Annotated in this window: 15 protein-coding genes; 7 read left to right on the top strand and 8 right to left on the bottom strand. The window is 48.3% G+C overall.

The window, feature by feature from the left end:
• Positions 1-304: 304 nt before the first annotated feature.
• Together C8U37_RS12850 and C8U37_RS12845 are read left to right on the top strand one after the other, a co-directional pair.
• On the top strand, positions 305-2,458 hold the full coding sequence (locus C8U37_RS12850) for an amino acid ABC transporter substrate-binding protein/permease (protein ID WP_170100295.1): 2,154 nt from the start codon (positions 305-307) through the stop codon (positions 2,456-2,458).
• Positions 2,451-3,185: an amino acid ABC transporter ATP-binding protein gene (locus C8U37_RS12845; protein WP_170100294.1), complete on the top strand. Its 735-nt coding sequence runs from the start codon at positions 2,451-2,453 to the stop codon at positions 3,183-3,185. The genes C8U37_RS12850 and C8U37_RS12845 overlap by 8 nt, the downstream gene beginning before the upstream one ends.
• A 574-nt stretch (positions 3,186-3,759) precedes the next feature.
• On the opposite strand, the gene C8U37_RS14780 is transcribed toward C8U37_RS12845, so the two are convergent.
• Positions 3,760-4,941, bottom strand: coding sequence for a 3D domain-containing protein (locus C8U37_RS14780; protein ID WP_170100293.1), 1,182 nt, complete (start codon positions 4,939-4,941; stop codon positions 3,760-3,762).
• 300 nt (positions 4,942-5,241) lie between these two features.
• On the opposite strand from C8U37_RS14780, the gene C8U37_RS12835 reads away from it, so the two are divergent.
• Both C8U37_RS12835 and C8U37_RS12830 read left to right on the top strand, forming a co-directional pair.
• Positions 5,242-6,780 (top strand): Ppx/GppA family phosphatase, encoded by a 1,539-nt coding sequence (locus tag C8U37_RS12835; protein WP_108033611.1) that lies wholly within the window; start codon positions 5,242-5,244, stop codon positions 6,778-6,780.
• Between the two features lie 51 nt (positions 6,781-6,831).
• A complete protein-coding gene (locus C8U37_RS12830; protein ID WP_245879844.1) occupies positions 6,832-8,973 on the top strand; it encodes an RNA degradosome polyphosphate kinase in 2,142 nt (713 codons plus the stop codon).
• A gap of 302 nt (positions 8,974-9,275) precedes the next feature.
• Here the strand turns inward: C8U37_RS12830 and brnQ are convergent, their stop codons facing one another.
• A complete protein-coding gene (gene brnQ, locus C8U37_RS12825; RefSeq protein ID WP_108033610.1) occupies positions 9,276-10,622 on the bottom strand; it encodes a branched-chain amino acid transport system II carrier protein in 1,347 nt (448 codons plus the stop codon).
• 298 nt (positions 10,623-10,920) lie between these two features.
• Between brnQ and C8U37_RS12820 the strand changes: the two genes are divergently transcribed.
• Positions 10,921-12,555, top strand: coding sequence for an ABC-F family ATP-binding cassette domain-containing protein (locus C8U37_RS12820; protein ID WP_108033609.1), 1,635 nt, complete (start codon positions 10,921-10,923; stop codon positions 12,553-12,555).
• A gap of 405 nt (positions 12,556-12,960) precedes the next feature.
• Here C8U37_RS12820 and C8U37_RS12815 read toward each other — a convergent pair whose 3' ends face one another.
• From C8U37_RS12815 to C8U37_RS12795, 5 genes are all read right to left on the bottom strand, one after another.
• The gene (locus tag C8U37_RS12815) at positions 12,961-13,710 is read right to left on the bottom strand and encodes an acyl-[acyl-carrier-protein] thioesterase (RefSeq protein ID WP_108033608.1); all 750 of its coding nucleotides are present in this window, start codon (positions 13,708-13,710) and stop codon (positions 12,961-12,963) included.
• A gap of 80 nt (positions 13,711-13,790) precedes the next feature.
• Positions 13,791-14,549, bottom strand: a complete 759-nt coding sequence (locus tag C8U37_RS12810; RefSeq protein WP_108033607.1) for an ABC transporter permease — start codon at positions 14,547-14,549, stop codon at positions 13,791-13,793.
• A gap of 1 nt (position 14,550) precedes the next feature.
• Positions 14,551-15,204 carry an ABC transporter ATP-binding protein gene (locus C8U37_RS12805; protein ID WP_108033606.1) on the bottom strand — a complete coding sequence of 218 codons (654 nt, stop codon included), beginning with the start codon at positions 15,202-15,204 and terminating at the stop codon, positions 14,551-14,553.
• Positions 15,205-15,612: 408 nt separating this feature from the next.
• On the bottom strand, positions 15,613-16,380 hold the full coding sequence (locus tag C8U37_RS12800; protein ID WP_108033605.1) for a carbohydrate deacetylase: 768 nt from the start codon (positions 16,378-16,380) through the stop codon (positions 15,613-15,615).
• 38 nt (positions 16,381-16,418) lie between these two features.
• Positions 16,419-17,204, bottom strand: coding sequence for an SDR family oxidoreductase (locus C8U37_RS12795; protein WP_108033604.1), 786 nt, complete (start codon positions 17,202-17,204; stop codon positions 16,419-16,421).
• Positions 17,205-17,422: 218 nt separating this feature from the next.
• Between C8U37_RS12795 and C8U37_RS12790 the strand changes: the two genes are divergently transcribed.
• Both C8U37_RS12790 and C8U37_RS12785 read left to right on the top strand, forming a co-directional pair.
• Entirely contained in the window at positions 17,423-18,556 is a 1,134-nt protein-coding gene (locus C8U37_RS12790) for an exonuclease SbcCD subunit D (RefSeq protein ID WP_108033603.1), read from the top strand.
• On the top strand, positions 18,557-21,616 hold the full coding sequence (locus tag C8U37_RS12785; RefSeq protein ID WP_108033602.1) for an AAA family ATPase: 3,060 nt from the start codon (positions 18,557-18,559) through the stop codon (positions 21,614-21,616). It abuts the gene before it with no gap.
• 77 nt (positions 21,617-21,693) lie between these two features.
• Here the strand turns inward: C8U37_RS12785 and C8U37_RS12780 are convergent, their stop codons facing one another.
• Positions 21,694-22,107 (bottom strand): universal stress protein, encoded by a 414-nt coding sequence (locus tag C8U37_RS12780; RefSeq protein WP_108033601.1) that lies wholly within the window; start codon positions 22,105-22,107, stop codon positions 21,694-21,696.
• Positions 22,108-22,355 lie beyond the last annotated feature (248 nt).

Here is a 22,355-nt window from a genome sequence, read left to right as displayed (position 1 = left end):
TTGCCTCACCAGACCTAAAAAAAGCCCTGACATGACAGCTTTTATGCCATCATATCAGGGCTTTTTGCTTTGCATTTCCGAACGCCCCCAAATATCCCGGATTGGTTGACACTTGTTTGTTAGCGTTTTTATAGCGCTCGGTTTTCGTGTTAGTTTTTCTAACATCATTTTGTCGTTATACGATTGTGGTTTCTGTGAATTTAAAATATAATCTCAATGTGGTATTATATGAATATTCAAGCAGAGGCTTCATCGTAATCTCATGGTTATTCAGAAGGAATGCTGATTATAAGGAGGAAAAAATATGTTAAGCAAGAAACTGCGACTAAAGTTGCCGATGCTCTTCATGGCTTTGGGCTTTTTTATTTTTGGGTCAGCCCAGCACGAAGTAGTTGAGGCAACAGAAACACAAATGTTTGTCATCGCGACAGACACCACTTTTGCACCATTTGAATTCCAGGATGTCAACGGAGAATTTGTCGGCATCGATATGGACCTTATTCGAGCGATTGCAGAAGATCAAGGATTTGAAGTGGAGATTCGTCCTTTGGGATTCAACGCTGCGCTCCAAGCCTTGGAAGCAAAACAAGTTGACGGCGTCATCGCCGGCATGAGCATCACGGACGAACGGAAACAGACCTTTGACTTTTCGGAACCGTATTTTGAAAGTGGCGTGGTCATGGCAGTTGCCGATGACAGCGACATCTCAAGCTACGAAGATTTGGAAGGCCAGAACGTAGCCGTTAAAACCGGAACGGAAGGGGCAACTTTTGCCGAATCCATCAAGGCTGAATATGGCTTCACTACAACTGTTTTTGAAGATTCCGCCAATATGTATCAGGATGTCCTATCAGGCAATTCTGTGGCGGCATTTGAAGATTACCCAGTAATGGCCTACGCCATCGAGGACCAAGGTCTGGCACTGAAACTGGCTACCGACAAAGAAGCCGGCGGTTCATACGGTTTCGCTGTAGCCAAAGATACTAATCCGGAATTGTTGGCAATGTTCAATGCCGGTTTGGCTAATCTGAAAGAGAATGGCAAATACCAAGCCATCCAAGAGAAATACCTCGGTGCTTCCGCGGATACGAGCCTAGATGTCCCGGCACAGAACGGAAAAACTTTTATCATCGCAACCGACACAACTTTCGCCCCATTCGAATTCCAGGACGCTAACGGCAACTATGTGGGTATCGACATGGATCTGATCCGCGAGATCGCTAAAGATCAAGGTTTCGGAATCGAAATCCGTCCACTGGGATTCAACGCAGCCCTTCAAGCGTTGGAGGCTAAACAAGTGGATGCCGTCATCGCCGGCATGAGCATCACCGACGAACGCAAACAGACTTTTGATTTTTCCGAACCGTATTTCGAAAGCGGCGTTGTCATGGCTGTGGCTGCCGATAGCGATATCGACAGCTATGAAGACCTGGAAGGCAAAACCGTCGCAGTGAAAACCGGTACGGAAGGCGCAACATTTGCCGAATCCATCAAGGATGAATTTGGTTTCACTTTATCGACTTTCGATGATTCAGCCAATATGTATCAAGATGTCATCGCCGGCAATTCCGTTGCAGCATTTGAAGATTATCCGGTAATGGCTTACGCTATCGAAGGCCAAGGCATCGCTTTGAAGCTGGCTACCGATAAAGAAGCCGGTGGTTCTTACGGAATCGCAGTCGCAAAAGATACGAATCCGGAACTGTTGAACATGATCAATACGGGATTGGCTAACTTGCAATCCAACGGCACGTATGAACAAATCGTGAATAACTACTTGGGATCCGACATTGAAGCAAGCAATACTTCTTTCTTCGGACTGATCCAAGAAAACTGGAAAACATTATTGCAAGGTTTGGGAAGAACGATCCTGATCACTTTTGCATCCATCGTGATCGCATTGGCATTGGGTATCTTCATCGGCTTGTTCAGCGTATCCCCTAACAAGGCATTGAACTGGATCGCAACCATCTATGTTGACATCATGCGCGGTGTGCCATTGATCGTCTTGGCATTCTTCGTATACTTCTCGATTCCGCAATTGATGGGCATCCGGATGAGCTCGACGGTTGCCGGTATCATCACGCTGAGTCTGAACGCTGCAGCTTATCTGGCTGAAATCTTCCGCGGCGGTATCAAAGCCGTTGATGTCGGACAGATGGAAGCAGGACGCAGCTTAGGATTACCTTATCAAACGACGATGAACAAAATCATTTTGCCGCAAGCAATCCGCATCATGATTCCATCATTCATCAACCAATTCGTCATTACCTTGAAAGACACTTCGATTTTGTCCATCATCGGACTTGTCGAGTTGACACAGACCGGTAAGATCATCATCGCCAGAACCTACGCTTCCGGTAATATGTGGTTGATCATCGGCTTGATGTACATCATCGTCATCACGATCCTTACGAAGATTTCCAAAAACCTTGAAGGGAGATTAAAGAATGGCTAACGCAAAAATAAATGTCATGAACCTGAAGAAAAGCTTCGGCACCAACGAGGTTTTGAAAGGGATTGATCTCGAAGTCGCTGAAGGCGAAGTGGTCTGCATCATCGGTCCATCCGGTTCAGGAAAAAGTACCCTTCTCCGCTGTCTCAATAAGCTGGAAGAAGTCACCGACGGACACGTGCTGATCGACGGAAAAGACATCACCGAAAAAACAACGGACATCAATGAAGTACGCGAAGAAATCGGGATGGTTTTCCAACACTTCAACCTTTTCCCGCACCTTTCGGTAATGGACAATATCACCTTGGCTCCGGTTGAACTGAAAAGGGAAAATAAAGAATCCGCAAAAGCGAAAGCTGTGGAACTATTGGAAACAGTCGGACTTTCCGAAAAAGCTGATGCATTTCCGAGTTCCCTTTCCGGCGGCCAAAAACAGCGTGTCGCAATCGCACGCGCATTGGCAATGAATCCGGAAATCATGCTTTTCGATGAACCGACATCCGCGTTAGACCCGGAAATGGTCGGCGACGTTCTTGAAGTCATGAAAGAATTGGCGAAACAAGGGATGACCATGGTTGTGGTTACGCATGAAATGGGCTTCGCAAGAGAAGTCGGCCACCGCGTCATCTTCATGGATGGCGGATACATCGTCGAAGAAGGCACGCCTGCTGAAGTATTCGGCAACCCGCAACACCCTCGTACGCAAGATTTCCTGAACAAAGTTTTGTAATAAGAAAAGCGGAACGGGTTCGTTCAGCCCTGAAAGAAATTTAGGAAATCGGTCCGCAACGTTCCCTACAGTCACCTTGTACTGGGGCTCTAAGGGATGAATCCCTAAGAGTCCCCATGCAACTGAGCATCGTAGAGCGCAATATGCTGAGAGACTTCCTGCGTCAGCAGGTTAGTCGAATAGTATCCTTGGCTCGTAGAGCCAAGGGGTTCCTTTTATTCTTTCCGAAGGGCTAACCCGTGTAGCTGGACAACTCAAACAGGCTGCTTCTCAAAAAAGAAGCAGCCTGTTTTTTGGCTTTTTTGCGTGAATGTGACAAAAACAGGAGCGGGAGAATTGGTTCGCCGGAGAAGCGCAGCGTTCGAGAGTCTGTCAACTCCGGAGAGCCTTTGCTTGCCCGGAGAAACGGAAGAACTCGGAGCTCGAACTCCGGCGAAGACCGGCTCGCCGGAGAAACGAAAGATAGCAGCCCCCGAACTCCGGCGAAGCCTCGCTTCTCCGGAGTTCGGGGCCGGAAAAAGCAGAAATAGCGTGCGACGGATACGTTCCCGTCGCACGCTATTCAAATTTCTATCTATTGCAGTATGGTGATCGTCAAAGTCTGTCTGCCGAAAGCAAGTGCAGCGTTCAGATCTTCCATATGCAAGTCAATTTTGTTTCCTATGATCGCTCCACCGGTATCCCCGGCAATCGCGATGCCGTAGCCCGGTACGCTGACTAAGCTTCCCAACGGAATCACGGAAGGATCGACCGCAATGACCATCGGATTGACCGACAAGTCGATGCCTGTAGCGGTAAAATTGGATAGGCCGGCTTCGTGGCGCGAATAGGCTGTTGCCGATACGACCAATGTTTTGCCTTGCGCAGCAGGTGTTTCCGTCACAGTCGGAGTAGCAACAGTCACGACTGGCGCGGTTTCAACTGCGGCAACGGAACTGTCTGTGATTTGGCTAACCGGTGCTTGCACGGATGATGCGACAGCACTCTCTTGCACGGACGCTGACGATGCCGATTCGGCAACCGCAACTTGCTGTTCTTCTGCCGCTTTCGCTGCAACTGCAACCGCCTCTGCATCAGCTTTGGCTTGAGCCTCTTCGGCAGCCAAGCGGGCAGCTTCATCCGCATACTCCGTTTTCACTTGCGACAACACGGTTTGGTTGTCGGATAGGATGCTCTTCAAAGAAGTCAATTCTTCCGCCAAGGCAGTGGATTCGGATTTAAGGCGGCTTTCTGCAGCCTTGACTGTTTGGATTTCATCAGCCAACTGCTCTTCCAATGCCGTTAGTTTCTCCTCTTCGGAAATGGCAGATTCGATTTGTTCATTATCGGCAGCCTGCAACTGACCGACTACATAGGCCCTATTGATGAAATCAGCAAAATTTTTGGAATCGATCAACATCAAAATTTGGTTCGTCGTTGCGTCAGAAGTCTGCAAGGCAACGAGCCGTGTTTTCAGTTGTTCCTTCCGCGAAGCGATCACTTCTTTTTGCGCTTCGATAGTCGCTCTTGTCTCGATTTGGCTCTCTTCAGTAGCAACAATCTGTGCTTTCAGGTCATCGATCCCCATTTTCTTCAGGTTGATCGACGCTAATGTTTCACCGATTGTCACTTCCACGGAAGCAATTTGGGCTTCCGTCTGTTTTTCTTCTTGGGTTAAGGTATCTAAGGTGGAACCTTGAACTTGTGTAATGGAAAGGGTCAGACTCGCTGCCAAGCCGGCCAACATCAGTTTCCCTATACGCTTTCTATGATTCAAAATCTCACGCCTCTCTTTTCTCGTTGGAAAATGCTCCTTCATTATATCGAAATTCCCTTAACGAAGGGTTGCAATCCTTTTACCGTTTCGTATCAAATGATTCAACCGCTGCTTATTTTGCCTTTTAACGAACGGTTTTGTAACCTGTCCGTAACATAAGATTCCCGACCGTAACAAAATTCCATGTTTTCTTACCTAAATCGGCAACAGCAAAAGATAATTTTATGACAAACTTGCCGAATTCCAGTAAAATGGAAAGTGAGGAATCTTGGAAGATCCGGGATTCAGAAGGAGACGCTCATGTTATTAGAGAGAATAGGTTTAATCGATATTGGATCCAACACCATCCGGTTGGTCATCTTTGAAATCGATGAACACTTTACGATGTTCCAAGTCCAGAATATCAAGACCCCCGCAAGACTGTTTCAGTATTTGGACAAAAAGAAAAAGATGTCCCAAGCAGGGATCGATGTCCTCATCAAAGTCCTGAAAAGTTTCAAATCGGTAGCTGACCAGTACCAAGTCAGCACGCTGATGCCGATAGCGACAGCCGCTATCCGCCAGTCCACCAACCGCGACGACATCATCGCGCAAGTGCGCAAGAAGACAGGCATCGAAATGCTGTTGTTGCCGGAAGAAAAAGAAGCCTTTTATGGAAATTATGCCGTTCTGCATACGACCCAATCCCCTAGCGGCATCACGATCGACATCGGTGGTGGCAGCACTGAAATCACTTACTATGAGAATAAAGAGCTCCTGCAATACCACAGCTTCCCGTTTGGGGTTGTGACCTTGAAACAGATGTTCTTTGACGGCAAGGAACACAATGACCCGAAAGCGATAAAGAAGATGCAGGAATTTGTGAAGGAACAGTTCAAATCGATCAAATGGCTGAGCAAGAAACAAGTGCCGATCGTAGCCATGGGCGGTTCTGCCCGCAGCATCGCAAATGTCCACCAACGCCAAGTCAATTATCGTTTAGCGGGCGTGCATGGTTACCGCATGTACCGAAATGACCTCCAACGGACAGTGGATTTGTTCCAGTCATTGAGCATTCCGCAACTGCAGAATCTCGATGGGTTGAGCCGGGACCGCACCGATTTGATCATACCGGCTAATGTGGTATTCAACACGCTCTTCGATGAAGTGAAGGCCCCAGTATTCCTGTTCAGCAATAAAGGCTTGCGCGAAGGCATTGTGATGGAATTTCTTAACAACAAGTACGAAAATAAAGCCTTCAGCGTTTTCAACATAGCGGCTCAAACGGTCAGCAGGTTGGCCGCCAGCTACCACACCTTAGCACATGTCGCACAACAAAGAGTGAAATTGGTCGATATGCTGTATGAGGAATTGTGCCGACTGGGTATATTTGAAAAAAATCCGGATATGGAAAAACTGTTGCATTTCGGAAGCTATCTTTATTATCTGGGTCAATTCGTCGAGACCGGCGCCAGTTCGCAGCATACTTTCTACATCATTTCCAACAGCGACTTGGATGGCATCAGCCACAAGGAACGGGTAAGCATCGCTTTACTGGCCAGCTTCAAAAACCGGTCGCTCGTCAACCAATACCTGGTGGGCTATACGGAGTGGTACACCGTGACCCAGATCGATCAGCTGCAATCAATGGGCGGCATCATCAAGTTCGCCGATGCCATCAACGACTCCCATATGGAAGTCATCCGGGACATCAAAATCAAAAAGACAAAAAACGGGCACGATCTGGTGCTCTATTACAAAGGTGATATCCTTGCCGAAGAGTACCGTGCCGAGCGTCAACGCAAACATATCGAGCGTCTGCTCAACGGAAAACTTAACATTGTATTTACAGAAATTTAACAAAATTATGCTATAAATAAAGCTTACAAATCGAACGAACGGATGTGTAATATGATGGAATCAGATAGTAAACCCAATCTTGCTCATGCAGATTATTATTTCAATCGAGAGTTGAGTTGGCTGGACTTCAACAAACGTGTCATTGAGGAAGCGAAAGATCCTCAGAACCCTTTGCTTGAACAGCTGAACTTTTTATCCATAGCAAGTTCCAATCTTGATGAATTCTACATGGTTCGGGTTGCCGGATTACAGGATCAGTTCAAACTTGGCTACCATATGACTGACCGCAAAACCGATATGAGACCCCTTGAACAGTTGTCTGCCATCTCCGAGAAGAATAACGGAAACATCTCCTTACAATATGAATACTATTATGAACTTTTGAATAAATTAGCTGAAAAGCATGTCCGCATCAAAAAAATCAGCGATCTTTCCAAAAGTGAATTCGCGCTGATAGAAGAAACCTTCCATGAGCAAATTTTCCCTGCTTTGACTCCGCTCGGGATCGATGCCTACCGCCCCTTCCCTAACTTGAACAACAAACTGATCCACATTTTCGTCAACTTGGAAAAGGAGGACACGACCCGGGTTGCGATAGTCCCTGTTCCCGCTCCGCTGCAACGGTTCATCTTGTTGGATGAAGACAAAAACGACATCGGCATCATCCTGCTGGAAGACGTCGTGCGCCATTTCATCCATACCTTATTCAAAGGCTTCAACGTCACGAACAGTTTCAGTTGCCGAATCACCCGCAATGCGGATTTGGAATTGCATGAGGATGGTGCGGATGATCTGCTGTTGGTCATCCAGGATTACCTGAAGAAGCGCAAAAACGGAATTGCAGTCCGCCTTGAAGTCGACACACGCGATACAATCGATTCACTACAGGGGGATGTGCGCTTTCTGCAGACAGAATTGGATCTTGACGATCGCGATGTCTACCTGATCAACGGCCCATTGGATCTTACTTTCCTCAGCAAATTGACCCGTCATCTGGCGATCGCTTCTCCGGATGACGTTTACCCTAGCTTCGCTCCTGTCACACCGAGTGATCTTTCAGGAAAAGACATCTTTGATGTGGTCGAAAAGCAGGACGTCTTCTTGCACCATCCTTATGATTCATTCGATCCGGTCGTCGATTTCATCAAGAGCGCCGCTGAAGATGAAGATACGATCGCCATCAAGCAGACCCTTTACCGCGTCAGCAAAGATTCGCCGATCATCGAAGGGTTGAAGACGGCAGCCGAATCCGGCAAACAGGTCACCGTGCTTGTCGAGCTGAAAGCCCGTTTCGACGAAGAGAACAATGTGCAATGGGCCAAAGAATTGGAAGAAGCCGGTGCACATGTCCTTTACGGGATGACCCACCTGAAGACCCACAGCAAGATCACGATGGTCGTAAAGAAACATCATGACCGGATCGTGCGCTATGTCCATCTGGCTACCGGCAATTATAACGACAAGACAGCCAGACTTTATACCGATATGGCCATCTTCACCGCCAATAAGGAAATCGGCGAGGATGCCACAAACTTCTTCAACTACTTGAGCGGCTATTCCGATCAACCGGAGTACACTCACCTGCACGTCTCCCCATTCGAAATCCGTGATTCCTTCATCGAGTACATCGACGACGAAATCGCCTCGCATGAACAATTCGGGAATGGGCATATCATCGCGAAAATGAATTCCTTGACCGACAAACGCGTCATCATGAAACTGTACGAAGCCAGCCAAGCCGGCGTTCGGGTCGATCTGATCATCCGCGGCATCTGCTGCCTGAAACCCCAAGTGCCGGGCGTCAGCGAGAACATCCATGTCCGCAGCATCGTCGGACGCTTCCTGGAGCATAGCCGGATCTACTATTTCCATCATAATGGCGATGAAAATCTTTTCCTGTCTTCCGCTGACATGATGACACGCAACATGATCAAACGCGTCGAAATAGAGTTTCCGATCCTGGACAAAGCCATCAAGAAGGAAATCCTGTCTTTGATGGATGTCTACCTTGCCGACAACACGAAAGCGCGCGAACTGCACCCTGACGGGACCTATCGACACGTCCGTAACGATAAGCCAGCCGTGGATGCGCAAAAATATTTCATGGAACTGGCGAATAAGGAAAAAGAAATCCCAATACTCTCTGAAAAAGATTCCTGGTTAAAAAAAATCCAACGAAGATTCAAGAAATAACGGAGAGTAAGACTGTCTCGCTGAGACAGTCTTATTTTATTGGAAAAACTTAGGGCTCTAAATGGCTCTCCTCCGGTGAACGCAGGTTTCACCGGAGGAGATGCCGACATTTAGTTTGCGTTCTCCGATGAGATCGGCTTCGCCGGAGTTCACGCCGATGGTTAACGGCGTGCTCCGGTGAACGTACCGCTGGCCGGAGCTGGGACTCGAATTCGCCGCCATCCTCCGGCCATCAATAGGTCAGCCAGCACTACGGAAAAACGGGGCTATCTCCGATTGAGACAGCCCCGTTCCTTCAATTTTTATGCTGTTTTATTGTTTTTCGAAACCGCCAAGCCGATCGCAAAACCGATCACGGATGGGATCAGCCACCCCATTCCGATATCTGATAAAGGAATCGCTGAATCGGTCCAGGCGATGACACCGTTCATGCCGACAGCATCCTTGATTCCTTGCGGCAAAGCTTTCAGGAAATCAATGGTCGCGAAAGGCAAGGTGAACAGGGTCGTCATCTGATAGACAATCGTCCGGTCATTGAAAAGGCTGCTCATGATCGACAGCAAAATCAAAGTGATCGCCAATGGATAAAGGAACATCAACACCGGAATCGAGAAAGCGATGATCTGACTCAAGCCCAGATTCGCCAAGCCGAATGAGATGGCTGTAAAAAGGTAGACGTATTTTTTGTAGTCCAATGAGTTAGGAAACATAAGCACAAATGTTTCGCTGATCGCCGTGATCAGCCCGATGGCCGTTTTCAGACAGGCCACGGTAATGATGGCCGCAAACAGAACAGCACCGAAGATGCCGAAGTACTCGTTTGAGATTTGCGCTAAGGCGATACCGCCATTGTCGCTTATTTCCAAAACACCACGGCTCGTTGCACCCAAGTAAACTAGCGAACCGTAAATGACAGCCATCAACAGCATGCTGATCGTTCCGGCTTTTATCGTATCCCTCGCGATGGTAGTCGTTTTTGTGACGCCCAGGCCTTGGATCGTCGTTACGACGATGATGCCGAAAGCCAAGGAAGCCAGAGCATCCATCGTGTTGTACCCTTCCAAAAAGCCTTTGAAGAATGCGCCTGTCTGATAGCTCGCATCCACCGGTATCTCACTCGCTGTACCCATCGGCGCGAAAAAGCCGAAGAGGATCAGAATCGAAAGAAAAACCAGGAAGATCGGGTTCAGAACCTTGCCTACCCATTTCAAAATTTCCGATGGCTTCAGCGAGAACCACAGCACAGCCGCGAAGAAAAGCAACGAGAACAGGAACAGCGCCATTTTTGTCATTGATGGATCCAGATATGGCGCAAAAGCTGCCTCGAACGAGACGGTCGCGGTACGCGGCGTCGCAAAGAAAGGCCCGATCGTCAGATAGAGTGCCGCTGTGAAGAAAACGCCGTACTTCGGATGGATCTTGCTCGCCATTTCCAACAGGCTTTCTTTACCGGACAACCCCATCGCCACGATACCCAGAAACGGCAGACCCACTGCCGTCACGATAAATCCTAGTATCGCCGGAATCAAGTTTTGTCCAGCCAATTGCCCCATATGGACCGGGAAAATCAAATTGCCGGCGCCGAAAAATAAACCGAAGAGCATGGAGCCTATGTATATGTATTCTTTATTCGATAATTTCTTATCCATTAAGTCTCAGCCAACTTTCTGTTTCAATTTTGTTCATTCTATCACGGCATTTCACCTGAGACTAGAATTGGGAGCGTTAACCAAAAAAACTTACCAATTTCTCATTTTCTCATCTATCCCCCAAGCATTGGTTGCCATCCGCAAAATAACAGCAATATTGCAACAAAACAGCACAAACGATTGCCACAAAAGATACAATCTCACTCGATTTTTGTAAACAGTATGTAAAATCCTTTTATTTTTTCAGGAATATGCTAGAATTAATTGACTATAAACAAGAATTGAGGAATGTAAAAAAATGATTACCGTATCAAATGTCAGCCTACAATTTTCCGATCGCAAGCTGTTTGACAATGTCAATCTAAAGTTCACCCCTGGTAACTGCTATGGCGTCATCGGTGCTAACGGAGCTGGAAAATCTACTTTTTTGAAGATTTTATCAGGCGTCATCCAGCCCACCACCGGAGATATCATTATGGATCCAAATGAACGTTTAGCTGTACTGAACCAAAATCACTATGGTTTCGAAGACCATCAAGTACTGGACACTGTCATCATGGGTCACAAACGTCTTTATGCCATCATGGATGAAAAAAATTCCATCTATGCAAAAACCGATTTCACTGAGGAAGACGGCATCAGAGCCGGCGAACTTGAAGGCGAATTTGCCGAATTGGATGGATGGGAAGCCGAATCCGATGCTGCAAGTCTCTTGCAAGGTTTAGGAATCGGTGAAGACTTGCACTTCAAGCAAATGAGCGACCTATTGGAGCCGCAAAAAGTAAAAGTTTTACTGGCGCAAGCATTATTCGGCAAACCGGACGTATTGCTGTTGGACGAGCCGACAAACGGTTTGGACAAAGAATCAATCGAATGGCTATCCGAATTCCTGATCAATTTCCCGAACACCGTCATCGTTGTTTCCCATGACCGTCACTTCCTGAATACGGTTTGTACGCACATGTGCGACGTCGACTTTGGAAAGATCAAACTTTATGTCGGAAACTACGACTTCTGGATGCAATCCAGTCAATTGGCTTCTAAACTGGCAGCCGATTCCAATTCGAAAAAAGAAGAGCAGATCAAGGAATTGCAGGACTTCATTGCGCGATTCAGTGCAAATGCATCGAAATCCAAACAAGCTACTTCACGTAAAAAGACCTTGGATAAAATCACCTTGGATGATATTCAACCGTCATCCCGTAAATACCCATTCGTCGGCTTCACCCCGGAACGCGAAATCGGTAATGACTTATTGATTGTTTCGAACCTTTCCAAGACAATCGATGGCGTCAAAATTTTGGACAACATCAGCTTTGCGTTGAACAAAAGCGATAAAGTCGCTTTCGCAAGCCGCAAAGATATCGCTACTACCACCCTCTTCAAAATTTTGATGGGTGAAATGGAAGCTGACGGCGGTACCTTCAAATGGGGCGTCACAACGTCACAAAGCTACTTGCCGAAGGACCACACGAACGAATTCCCGGTTGCCGACATCACTATCTTGGAATGGTTACGCCAATTCGCAGGCAAAGAAGAGGACGACAATACCTTCTTGCGCAGCTTCTTGGGCCGCATGCTGTTCTCAGGTGAAGATGTCATGAAGAAAGTTTCTGTCCTATCCGGGGGAGAAAAAGTACGTATCATCCTATCGAAAATGATGCTTACCAAAGCAAACGTCTTGGTATTGGATGATCCGACGAACCACTTGGATCTGGAATCCATCACTGCCTTGAATGACGGCATGATCGCCTTCAAAGGCGCTTTGTTGTTCACTTCACACGATTACGAGTTCATCAACACGACTGCGAACCGCATCATCGAAGTGACTCCAAACGGCGTTGTGGACAGAATGGAAACAACCTATGAAGACTTCTTGGCGGATAAAGATGTCCAAGCAAGAATCAACGCACTTTATAAAGAACAAGCATAAAGACGATTACCTGAAAAGCCTGAAGCGACCAGTTTTATCTGGTCGTTTCAGGCTTTTTTGAGGTTGCAGCGTTCTGTCGGGTTTTTGATCCATTTTCGTCGGCGAAATCCCGACACTGAGGCGTTCTGTCGGGTTTTTGACCCGCATTCGTCGGCGAAATCCCGACACGGGGGCATTCTGTCGGGTTTTTGACCCATTTTCGTCGGCGAAATCCCGACACGGGGGCGTTCTGTCGGGTTTTTTTCCCGCATTCGTCGGCGAAATCCCGACACCGGGGCGTTCTGTCGGGTTTTTGATCCGTTTTCGTCGGCGAAATCCCGACACCCAGATTTTTGTAGCCCTAACGCATCTTGCGGATCAAAAAAGAAGCAACAGCCACCGCATTGGGTCGCTGCTGCTTCGTTCTCATACTTTTTTCCAGATCATATGGGCTTCGCAGGCCAAGTCTTCGCCGTTCATGATGCGATGGGCAGTGATGATTTCGCCGTTCTCCGCTTCTTTCGTCGACATGACGCTGGTGATGCTGTTGCCGTACTCGACTTCTTTTTCATACTTGATGGTGACTCCGGACATCTGGTGATCCATGATGAACTTCGGGTCGATCGTGTTGATGATCCAATCGAAATATTTCGCGTTGTTGACATGGCGATTGTAGTCGATATCCAAGTATCTGACACGAAAATCCTGTTCTTTGCGGTTTTCCGGCTCCAGTTGGATCGGCTTCTGCATGCGCACCATCGTCCGGATTTCATCGGCCTGATAGACGGTCAGCAGGTCTTTTTGGATCTGGACCATTTTACGGGTCTCGATGTCCATCATGACGAAGTTCGTCATCACTTCCACACACAGTTGTTCGCTTTCATCATAAGCCCGGAAGCGGCGATAGGTGAAGAAGCGGTTATAACTCATCGCTTCCGTTTCCAGGATGATTGCTTCTCCCCTATGCGGCATGCGTTCGATCTGCATGTCGGACTGCACGATGATCCAACTGAGTCCTCTTTCGGACATCTGATCATTCGTGTTGCCCAATGAATCGCTCTGCTGTCCCGACAAATCCATCATCAGATTGACGAGCGATGGCAACGTGATTTCACCTGTGATGTCACATTCATAGCCTTTGATGCGATGGTTTCTGCGATAAGTTAATCCACTCAAGGTTTTGCGCCTCCAAAATCAATATTATAACAGAAAGCATACCACACTTCACAAAGCGATCCAACAAAAAATGGACAGGCTCAGACCCGCAGTTGCTGTCTGTCGTTGTAAAATTCGCGGTAGGCCAAGAAAGAGGCGATGTAGGAGGAGATACTAGTCGTCGCCACCAACATGAAAGTCACCATGATCTGATACATGATGGCCGTCATCGGTACGGTCCCGGCAAACATCAGACCCGACATCATACCAGGCAAGGATACGATGCCGATTGTTTTGGCGGAATCCAAGGACGGCTGCATGCCTGATTTGATTGTTTCCCGCAAAATGGTGCGCGATGCTTGATTAGGAGTCGCTCCCAGTGAAAGTTTTTCCAGAATCTGCTGGCGCTGATCGCGGAACAAGGAATTCAGGTTGCGGTAACACAAGCCGATGGTCGTCATCGCATTCCCGGCTATCATTCCGGTGATCGGCACGATCTGTGAGGGAATAAATTTGACCGATCCCGATAGGACCAGTACGGATAACGTCAAAATCGCTGAAGAGGAGATGGCGATCAAGGAAATCTTCAAGGAATTCGGGATACTGCTGCTGCGTTTGTGGGCATTCCATGACGCATTGAAAACGATGACCGCAACCATCACCAAGGTGACGATCGTATTGTTCACATTGAACAAATACGTCAAAACGTACCCTACCGCAATCAGCTGTACAACGGCTCTGGCGATGCTGTACAAAATGTCTTTGGCCGTGCCTAATTTTTCTTTGTAAGAGATGTAAACTCCCACCATTACCAATGAAAAGCTCAACATGAGCGTGATTGGGCTGACTTGTAGATCCATCTTAGTTCCCCTCCCCTTTTACGATTTTTCCAGCAACGATATGGATGTTCTTATCCGCCAAGCGGGACTCTTCCTCGTTATGGCTGACCATGATGATCGTCATATCGGCATGCTCGCGCATTTCGTGGAGCCATTTCCAGATGATTTGGCGATTCGCTTCATCCAAGGCGCTCGTCACTTCATCGAGCAAGAGGATTTTTGGTTGAAACAGGACGTTGCGGATCAAAGCGACACGCTGTTTTTCCCCGCCTGACAAGGTATTTATTTCTTTATCCAAATATTCCTTCAGCAGCCCGAGCGACTCCAGATATGCGACAGCTTTCTTTTCATCAAATTCTATTTTGCGGATTTCGTAAGGGAAAGCCAAATTATCGCGGACGGTTTTTCCGAACAAAACGGGTGTCTGGAACGTGTAGGAAACCTCCTTGCGGTATTCGGTGGGCTCGTAAGCATCCAGCGATTTGCCTTGGTACCGTATTTCCCCTTCGGTACGCGAAAGGATCGTCGCAATGATTTTCAGCAGTGTGCTTTTGCCGCTTCCTGAAGGGCCGGTTATCGAGAGAAACTCACCCTCCTCCAGCGAATAGCTGATGTCGTCCAGAATGACTTTGCCATCCGACACAAAACTCAGATGTTCCATTTCCAATAATGCCATTTTTAAGTTACTCCTTTATCATTCATTATGCAGCCGAATCCGGTGCGACCTCCAAAGATTGCTGTTCAGATTGGCTATGCCTCATCCCTCTATTCTATCACTTTTTGCCGCTTTTTCATTAATGATAATGATTATAATTTGGTAATAAATACAAAAAGATACGCAACTACCTAAACCCTGGCTGCGCTGCCCGCTCGCCGGAGGAGCGCAACGGTTTCTTCCCTTAGCTCCGGTGAGGCGGCAGCTCACCGGAGGACACCGGTAACTGTCAGCCGCAACTCCGATGAAGCCGCCCTCATCGGAGGACACACCTCCAAACGCTGGCCGAACTCCGGCGAAGCCTCCGTTCACCGGAGAACGACAAAGGCTGTCCCAAAAATGGGACAGCCTTTGTCGTTGCTCATTTCACTATTCTTTCAATTCAGCGTACGAAATCAACTGGATTGCCTCATCTTCCCGAATCCGGTCCGCAAAATCGGAATGCATCAAGAATTCCGCCATGTAGGCCCGCTCCTTCTGCAGACTGCTCACGCGTTCCAGACTTGCGTCGACATAGCCCGGATGGACAATCAGTTCAACCGATATGTCCGATTTTTCCATGACGGCCATGATGTCATCCAATTTCTCCATTACGTCCATCCCCAATTCGGCCTGCGGTTTTTCGGCTACGAAGCCAAGGTCGAATTGACGATCCGTGTGCAACACCCCATGGCTGCCTTCAAAGTGATCCCGGATAGGCAGTTCGTACTGGATCGCCAACGACAGGATGACTTTGTTGAGCGGCTCCAACATATGCACATGGTGATGCGAATCCAAATGCGTTGGTTTGATGCCCGCCTTGCGCACCTTTTCGATCTGTGCATGCCACTCCGCATAGACTTCATCCAAATCCAGCGAAGCCGCATGCTGCTGCACGTATTCCCTGGTGAGGAAACGCCCATTGGCACTGATGCTGTCTGCATCAGGCAATAAAGGCTTCCCGAGCGTCAAATTCAGATGGACACCGATTTCCAGATCCGGATAATCGGATGCCAATTCCACCGCATGATCGAATGCGGCTCCGTTCGCCAGCAGGGTCGTCGAGGTGGTGATGCCGTACAAAAAACTGTCGATGATGCCGTAATTCACGCCATTTGTGAGACCAAAATCGTCTGCGTTGATGATTACTTGTCCCATATTTCATTCTCCTGTCTGTTTCGGATGGCGGCTCGGCTTCAAATCGCTTTGACTGCCCCACCATCCACATATAGTGTGCTGCCGGTGATGTACGTATTCGCCTCGGAAAGAAGGAAAACGACGGCCTTCGCGAATTCTTCCGGTGTACCGTAGCGGCCTAAAGGAATGCCTGCGATCGCGTTCTTGTCGACTTCCGCCAATGACAACTCTTTCGCTCTGGCATTCGCTTCATTCAGGTATTTCAGGCGATCGGTTGCGATTTTTCCCGGCGCAACGACGTTCACGAGAATATTGTCGGGCGCCAATTCATCGGCAAGCGTCTTGCTCAGGCCGACGATGCCGTTCCGGAACGTATTGGACAATACCAGATTCGGCAACGGCGTCTTCACCGAAATCGAAGCGATATTCACGATGCGTCCGCCCTCTTTGCGCAGATCCGGCAGCACTTCGCGGATGATCCGGATATAGCTCAACAAGTTCAATTCGAATGCCTGTTGCCACGCCTCATCTGAAAAGGAATCGAATGTCCCGCTTGGTGGACCACCTGCATTGTTCAACAAAATATCGATTTTCCCGAACACTTCATGCGTCCTTGCCACAAGCTTTTGGATATCCTCATTTTTGGTGATGTCACAAGGAAAATATGCGACCTTACCGCCATGCAAGGCTTCCAGTTCTTCTTTCACCTCAGCCAATCGGTCTTCACTCCTGCTCGTGAGCATGACATGTGCGCCTTCTTTGACGAGTTCCTTCGCCACCGCCTTGCCCAACCCTTGGCTCGAAGCGATGACCAATGCCACTTTATTCGTTAACCCCAGATCCATTTCGGCTCCTCCTTCAACTGCTTTATCTTCCTTATCTCATACCCATACTATAGCCCAAAAGTGCCAACATCACTAGCATTTCACTCACCCCACTGCATTTGTCCCTGCTAGCCTCCAGGATAGTCTGTTATAATGGTAGATGAACTTATTTGCCTTACCGATAAGATACGCGCAACTGTTTTTTACAAAATACTAACCGATGGACAGGAGACTTTCCCATGAGAATACTGCATACAGCTGATTGGCATCTCGGCAAAATCGTCAATGATTTTTCCATGCTGGACGATCAGCGCCATTACTTGATGAAGCTGATTGAAACACTCAAAGAAAAAGATATCGATGCGATCATCATGGCCGGAGACCTTTACGACCGCGCTTTGCCACCGAAAGAAGCGGTGGCGCTGGCCAACCGGACACTGACCCGGATGGTGAAGGAATTGGGCGTGCCTGTGTTCGTCATCGCCGGCAACCACGACAGCAACGAGCGGATCGAATATGCCGCCGATCTGCTGGCCGAAAGTCGCCTCTACATAGAAGGAACCCTGAAAAAAGAGGCCATCCGAAAAGTTACTTTCGAGGGAACCAATTTCTATCTGCTGCCCTTTGCTGACCATGTATATGTCCGCGAAACGCTTCAGGACGACACCATCAAAAATATGGAAGATGCCGTTCGTGCGCAGTTGGCGACCGTCAAAGCAACGATGAACCCGGATGAAGTGAACATCCTGATTGCGCACGGTTATGTGATCCAGGCCGGAAATGACACAAGCGAACCATCCGATTCGGAACGTCCGCTCAGCATCGGCACTTCCGAATACGTGGATGTGTCGCTGTTCGAGGACTTTGATTACGTCGCTCTGGGACATCTGCACAAAGCCCAGAAAGTCAAAAACGACAAAGTCCGCTACAGCGGCTCGATCCTGAAGTATTCCAAATCGGAAACCCCGCATCAAAAACAGACGAGTATCGTAACCATAGAAAAAGGCAAGCTGGAGATTGAACCGCTCCGCATCAAACCTTTACGGGATATGCGCACGGTCAGAAGCACGTTCCCTGAACTAATGAAAGGCCAATCCGACGATTACCTGTTTTTTGAACTGGAAGATACGGAATATGTGCTGGATGCGATGAATCAATTGCGCCGTCGCTATCCGCAGGCGATGGGCCTCGAATACGTCAGCCGGAGAGAAACCGAATCGGTGGCCCTGCAGCATAACCGCGAGGACCTCCAACAGTTGTCCTACCCGGATCTGTTCAAGGACTTTTATGAGCAATACCGCGCCATAGAATTGGATGAATCCGGTCAAAAAATCGTTGCGGATGTCTTTGCCGCTCTGGGGAGGAAAGATTAGATGAGACCCTTAAGATTAGAAGTGAGTGCCTTCGGGCCATACAAAGAAAAAATCGTATTGGACTTCACGCAATTCCAGAACCAAACGCTGTTCCTGGTGAGCGGGCCTACGGGTGCCGGAAAAACCACGATTTTCGACGCCATTGCCTACGCCCTTTACGATGTAGCCAGCGGCAGCAGCCGGGAAAAAGACACGTTCAAGTCCCAGTTCGCAACGGAAGAGGCAATCTGCTACGTCGATCTGACGTTCGAATACAATGGAAAGACTTACCGCGTCCGACGCTCCCCTGCCCAGATGGGTCCCGGAAAGAGCGGGAAAATCATCAATCTGTTGGCTGATGTGGCCTTTTATCACGATGACACCGTGACGACGAAAGCGCGCGATGCCAATGCTGAAATAGAACAGCTGCTTTCATTGAACTATGAGCAGTTCAAACAGATCGTCATGCTGCCGCAAGGGGAATTCAAGAAACTGCTTGAGTCGAACAGCAACGAAAAAGAGACGATCTTCCGGAACATCTTCGGGACCGAAATACTGAAAAGTTTCCAGGAGGAGCTGAAGGAAAAAGCCAAATCGCTCCAGAGCCAAGCGACTTCCGCTCAGGATTCCCTGCAGACCGCCTACTCGTTTGCCTCCGGAATCAACGATGACGCCCTGCAGGAAGTACTCATCTTGCAGGACACCGAGCGCATCCTCGTTCGGATCGCGGAACTGTTGGCGGCCCTCGAAGAAGAACGCAACGCCAAAGAACTGCAGCTCACCGATTTGCGTTCACAAAGCCAATCCGCTTCCGATACCATCAGATTGCTTGAGGAAATCGCACGGCTGGAAGCCATGTTGAAAGTTCTTGAGGAAGAAGAATCGTCTGTCCTCGAATGGAAACAGCAGCTGGAACGCCATGAACAAGCCGTCAAAGCCGAGGAAAAAAGATTGCTGTGCGTTACAGCATCCACAAACCAGAATGCAAAACAGGAAAAAGCCAAACAAAATGAGGATCTTTTCGACCAATTGAATCAGACTTCACGCGACAAAAAACCAGCGTTCGAAGCAATTTCGCAAGCCTTTTCCCTGATCCCGGGCATGCGTGAGCAGATCGACGCCGTGAAGGAACAGGAAAAACAGCTTGTCACATTGGCGAAGAAAGAGAAAGAACTGACCGGTTGCCAGAAAGCGTGCGAAGATGCCACGAAAGAACTGCAGAAACATGCGGATCTAAAACAAGCGCAAAAAGTAAAACAGGAACAGTGCCAGCAGAAGCTTGCGGAAGTGAAACAAGCTCAAAAGGATGCTTCCATCATTCAAGGGCAATTGAATGCCTGCAGAATGAACGTGCAGCAGTCCGATCAGCTTCACAAAAGGATTACCCAAACCGAAAAATTGTTGGCGGAGCAGACGGTAAAAGCTGAGCACTTCCTGATTCTCGAAAAAGAATACACGACGGTCGATCAACAGTTCAAGGATGAAACCCTCCTCTACAACCGCAACATCGCCGGCATCTTGGCCGAGCAGCTAGTTGGCGGAGAGGCTTGCCTTGTCTGCGGTTCAACACACCATCCCGCACCCGCGCAAAAAACGGCGGACACCCTCTCGGATCAGGAGCGGGAGTTGCTGGAGAAAAAACGGAATCAGGCCTATGCGGATTACCAACAGGCAACTGCCGAACTTACCGGCATCCGAAAACAGCTGGCAGATCTCTTCGATGAATTCGCCGTCCCGGCTGAAACGTTCGAAATCTACAAACAAGAGCAGAAAGAAAAACGCGATTCGGAGATCGCGTCAGAAAAAGCATTCCTGTTGGAGATGAAAAATCTGCAGAAGGTGCTTGATGAAGAAGATACTCTCGTTAAGGTGCAAAGCGACATCGAAGCGAAGCTGCAGGCGATCGAACAGAACCGTATTGCCCTTCAGCAAACGCTGCTCTTGAACGAAACCCTTTCCCGGGACCTCTTGGCCGAGATTGGCCAGGATAAACAAGTTTTGGGCGACAAGGACCTTGCAACCGTGCAAAAAGAGATCCTGCAGCTCAACGAAAAGATCGATACTTGCACAAGCGACTACAACCAACTGAAAAGCGAGTTGACCGAACTCGAGAAACAGCTTGCTGTCTGCCTTGCCAACCGGACCACCTACGCAGCTCAGGTAGAGGAAGCCAAGACTGCTTTGCTGGATGCTGAGACGATATACGCAACCGTTCTGGTTGCTGCCAGTCTGGAAGAACCTTTCAACCATCTGATACTGGATAAGTCACTGTTTCTGGACATCCAGAAACGGATCCGGAGTCATGAAGACGACCTGAACGTCACTGCGACCCGTTTGAACGACCAAAGGAAAGCCGCAGCAGCACTGGATCCAGATCAGACAATCGCTGCTTGCGCCGATCAAAAAGTGCTTCTCGACAGTGTCATCCGCGAGTTGGAAGAGCAAAAAGATCAGCTCGCAGGCGACATCCAAATGCTCAGAAAAGCAGCCCAAGAAATCGCAGCAATCTACAAAAAGCAGCAGCAGATCATTGCTGATTACCAGAAATACAGGACCTTGTCGGACATCGCCAACGGTACCAAAGAAACCGACTACATTTCCTTCGAACGCTATGTGCTGGCGATCTACTATGAAGAAATCATCGAAGCCGCCAACCTGCGCTTCCAACAGATGACGAACAACCGCTATCTGTTGTTGCGCAAGGAAGACAAAGGAAAAGGTGCCGGAGCCAAGGGTCTGGATCTCGATGTATTCGACCATTATACCGGCCAAACCCGCAGCGTCAAAACCTTATCCGGCGGCGAAAGCTTCAAGGCTTCACTGGCGCTTGCCCTTGGCCTCAGCGACGTGATGCAGAGCCGCAGCGGCGGCATCCAGATCGACACCCTCTTCATCGATGAAGGCTTCGGTTCGTTGGATCCCGAATCATTGGATTCCGCAATCGAAGCGTTGTTCTCCTTGAACAGCAGCGGACGTCTGGTCGGCATCATCTCGCACGTCGAAGAACTAAAGGCGCGGATACCTGTCCACATCGAAATCGACCGCACAGCGGAAGGAAGCACCGCAAAAATTGTCCTCTAGACAAAGGAAAGTCCAGCTACATTTACGTAACTGGACTTTTTTTGCGTCTCCTGATTCGTTTGTTCAAAAGCGTCTGATTAATTTTTCCTTACGATTAATACATCACACGGCGCATGTTTGATGACATGATTCGTCACCGAGCCGACCACCAATTTTGCGATGGTGCCCTTGCCTGTCGCCCCCATTACAATCAAATCACAATTCCATTCCTCCACAAGCGTCTTCGCAATCATTTCCTTGGCGTTGCCTGAGCGCATTTCCTTGTGGACAGCGACCCCGTTAGCCCGCGCGTATCTGTCCAATTCATCGAACAAAGAGTCCTTATCCTTCTGCAGCTGTGCGGCTTCTTCGGCATTATCTTTTTTATCCATTATCGCAATCAGATAAAGCGCGGCATCGTTCCTTTCAGCGATATGAACCGCCTGTTTGAACGCCTTGATCGAAGCCTCCGATCCGTCCACAGGGATCAAGATGTTTTTATACTGAACCATTCAAACCCACTCCTTTGGAATAATCAACCAGAAAACGCTTTCCTTACTCTTATTTTACTATACTTACAGAAGAAACAAAAGATTGGCCGTCTTCGGTTGATAAATTTAGGTTCTATAATAAATGGTGTTGATGAAGTAAATTTCATCAACACCTTTTGTTTGAAAATAAATAGCTGAAAAATGCGCAAAAAGTCACTCCCATGCTATAATTTAAGTGGAAAAATTTTTTTTAGTTTGCTCTAGCCTGT

Origin of the sequence: Trichococcus patagoniensis (genome assembly GCF_003051085.1) — a bacterium.
GTDB classification, from domain to species: Bacteria; Bacillota; Bacilli; order Lactobacillales; family Aerococcaceae; genus Trichococcus; species Trichococcus patagoniensis.
Note: the sequence above shows the minus strand (reverse complement) of the source record. Positions and strands in the feature narration are given on the sequence as shown.

Bases quoted from the DNA above. Each gene is read 5' to 3' on its own strand.
- C8U37_RS12830 (WP_245879844.1), top strand. From the start codon at position 6,832: ATGATGGAATCAGATAGTAAACCCAATCTTGCTCATGCAGATTATTAT.
- C8U37_RS12800 (WP_108033605.1), bottom strand. From the start codon at position 16,380: ATGGGACAAGTAATCATCAACGCAGACGATTTTGGTCTCACAAATGGC.
- C8U37_RS12835 (WP_108033611.1), top strand. From the start codon at position 5,242: ATGTTATTAGAGAGAATAGGTTTAATCGATATTGGATCCAACACCATC.
- brnQ (WP_108033610.1), bottom strand. From the start codon at position 10,622: ATGGATAAGAAATTATCGAATAAAGAATACATATACATAGGCTCCATG.
- C8U37_RS12790 (WP_108033603.1), top strand. From the start codon at position 17,423: ATGAGAATACTGCATACAGCTGATTGGCATCTCGGCAAAATCGTCAAT.
- C8U37_RS12810 (WP_108033607.1), bottom strand. From the start codon at position 14,549: ATGGATCTACAAGTCAGCCCAATCACGCTCATGTTGAGCTTTTCATTG.
- C8U37_RS12795 (WP_108033604.1), bottom strand. From the start codon at position 17,204: ATGGATCTGGGGTTAACGAATAAAGTGGCATTGGTCATCGCTTCGAGC.
- C8U37_RS12820 (WP_108033609.1), top strand. From the start codon at position 10,921: ATGATTACCGTATCAAATGTCAGCCTACAATTTTCCGATCGCAAGCTG.
- C8U37_RS12780 (WP_108033601.1), bottom strand. From the start codon at position 22,107: ATGGTTCAGTATAAAAACATCTTGATCCCTGTGGACGGATCGGAGGCT.
- C8U37_RS12845 (WP_170100294.1), top strand. From the start codon at position 2,451: ATGGCTAACGCAAAAATAAATGTCATGAACCTGAAGAAAAGCTTCGGC.
- C8U37_RS12805 (WP_108033606.1), bottom strand. From the start codon at position 15,204: ATGGCATTATTGGAAATGGAACATCTGAGTTTTGTGTCGGATGGCAAA.
- C8U37_RS12785 (WP_108033602.1), top strand. From the start codon at position 18,557: ATGAGACCCTTAAGATTAGAAGTGAGTGCCTTCGGGCCATACAAAGAA.
- C8U37_RS12850 (WP_170100295.1), top strand. From the start codon at position 305: ATGTTAAGCAAGAAACTGCGACTAAAGTTGCCGATGCTCTTCATGGCT.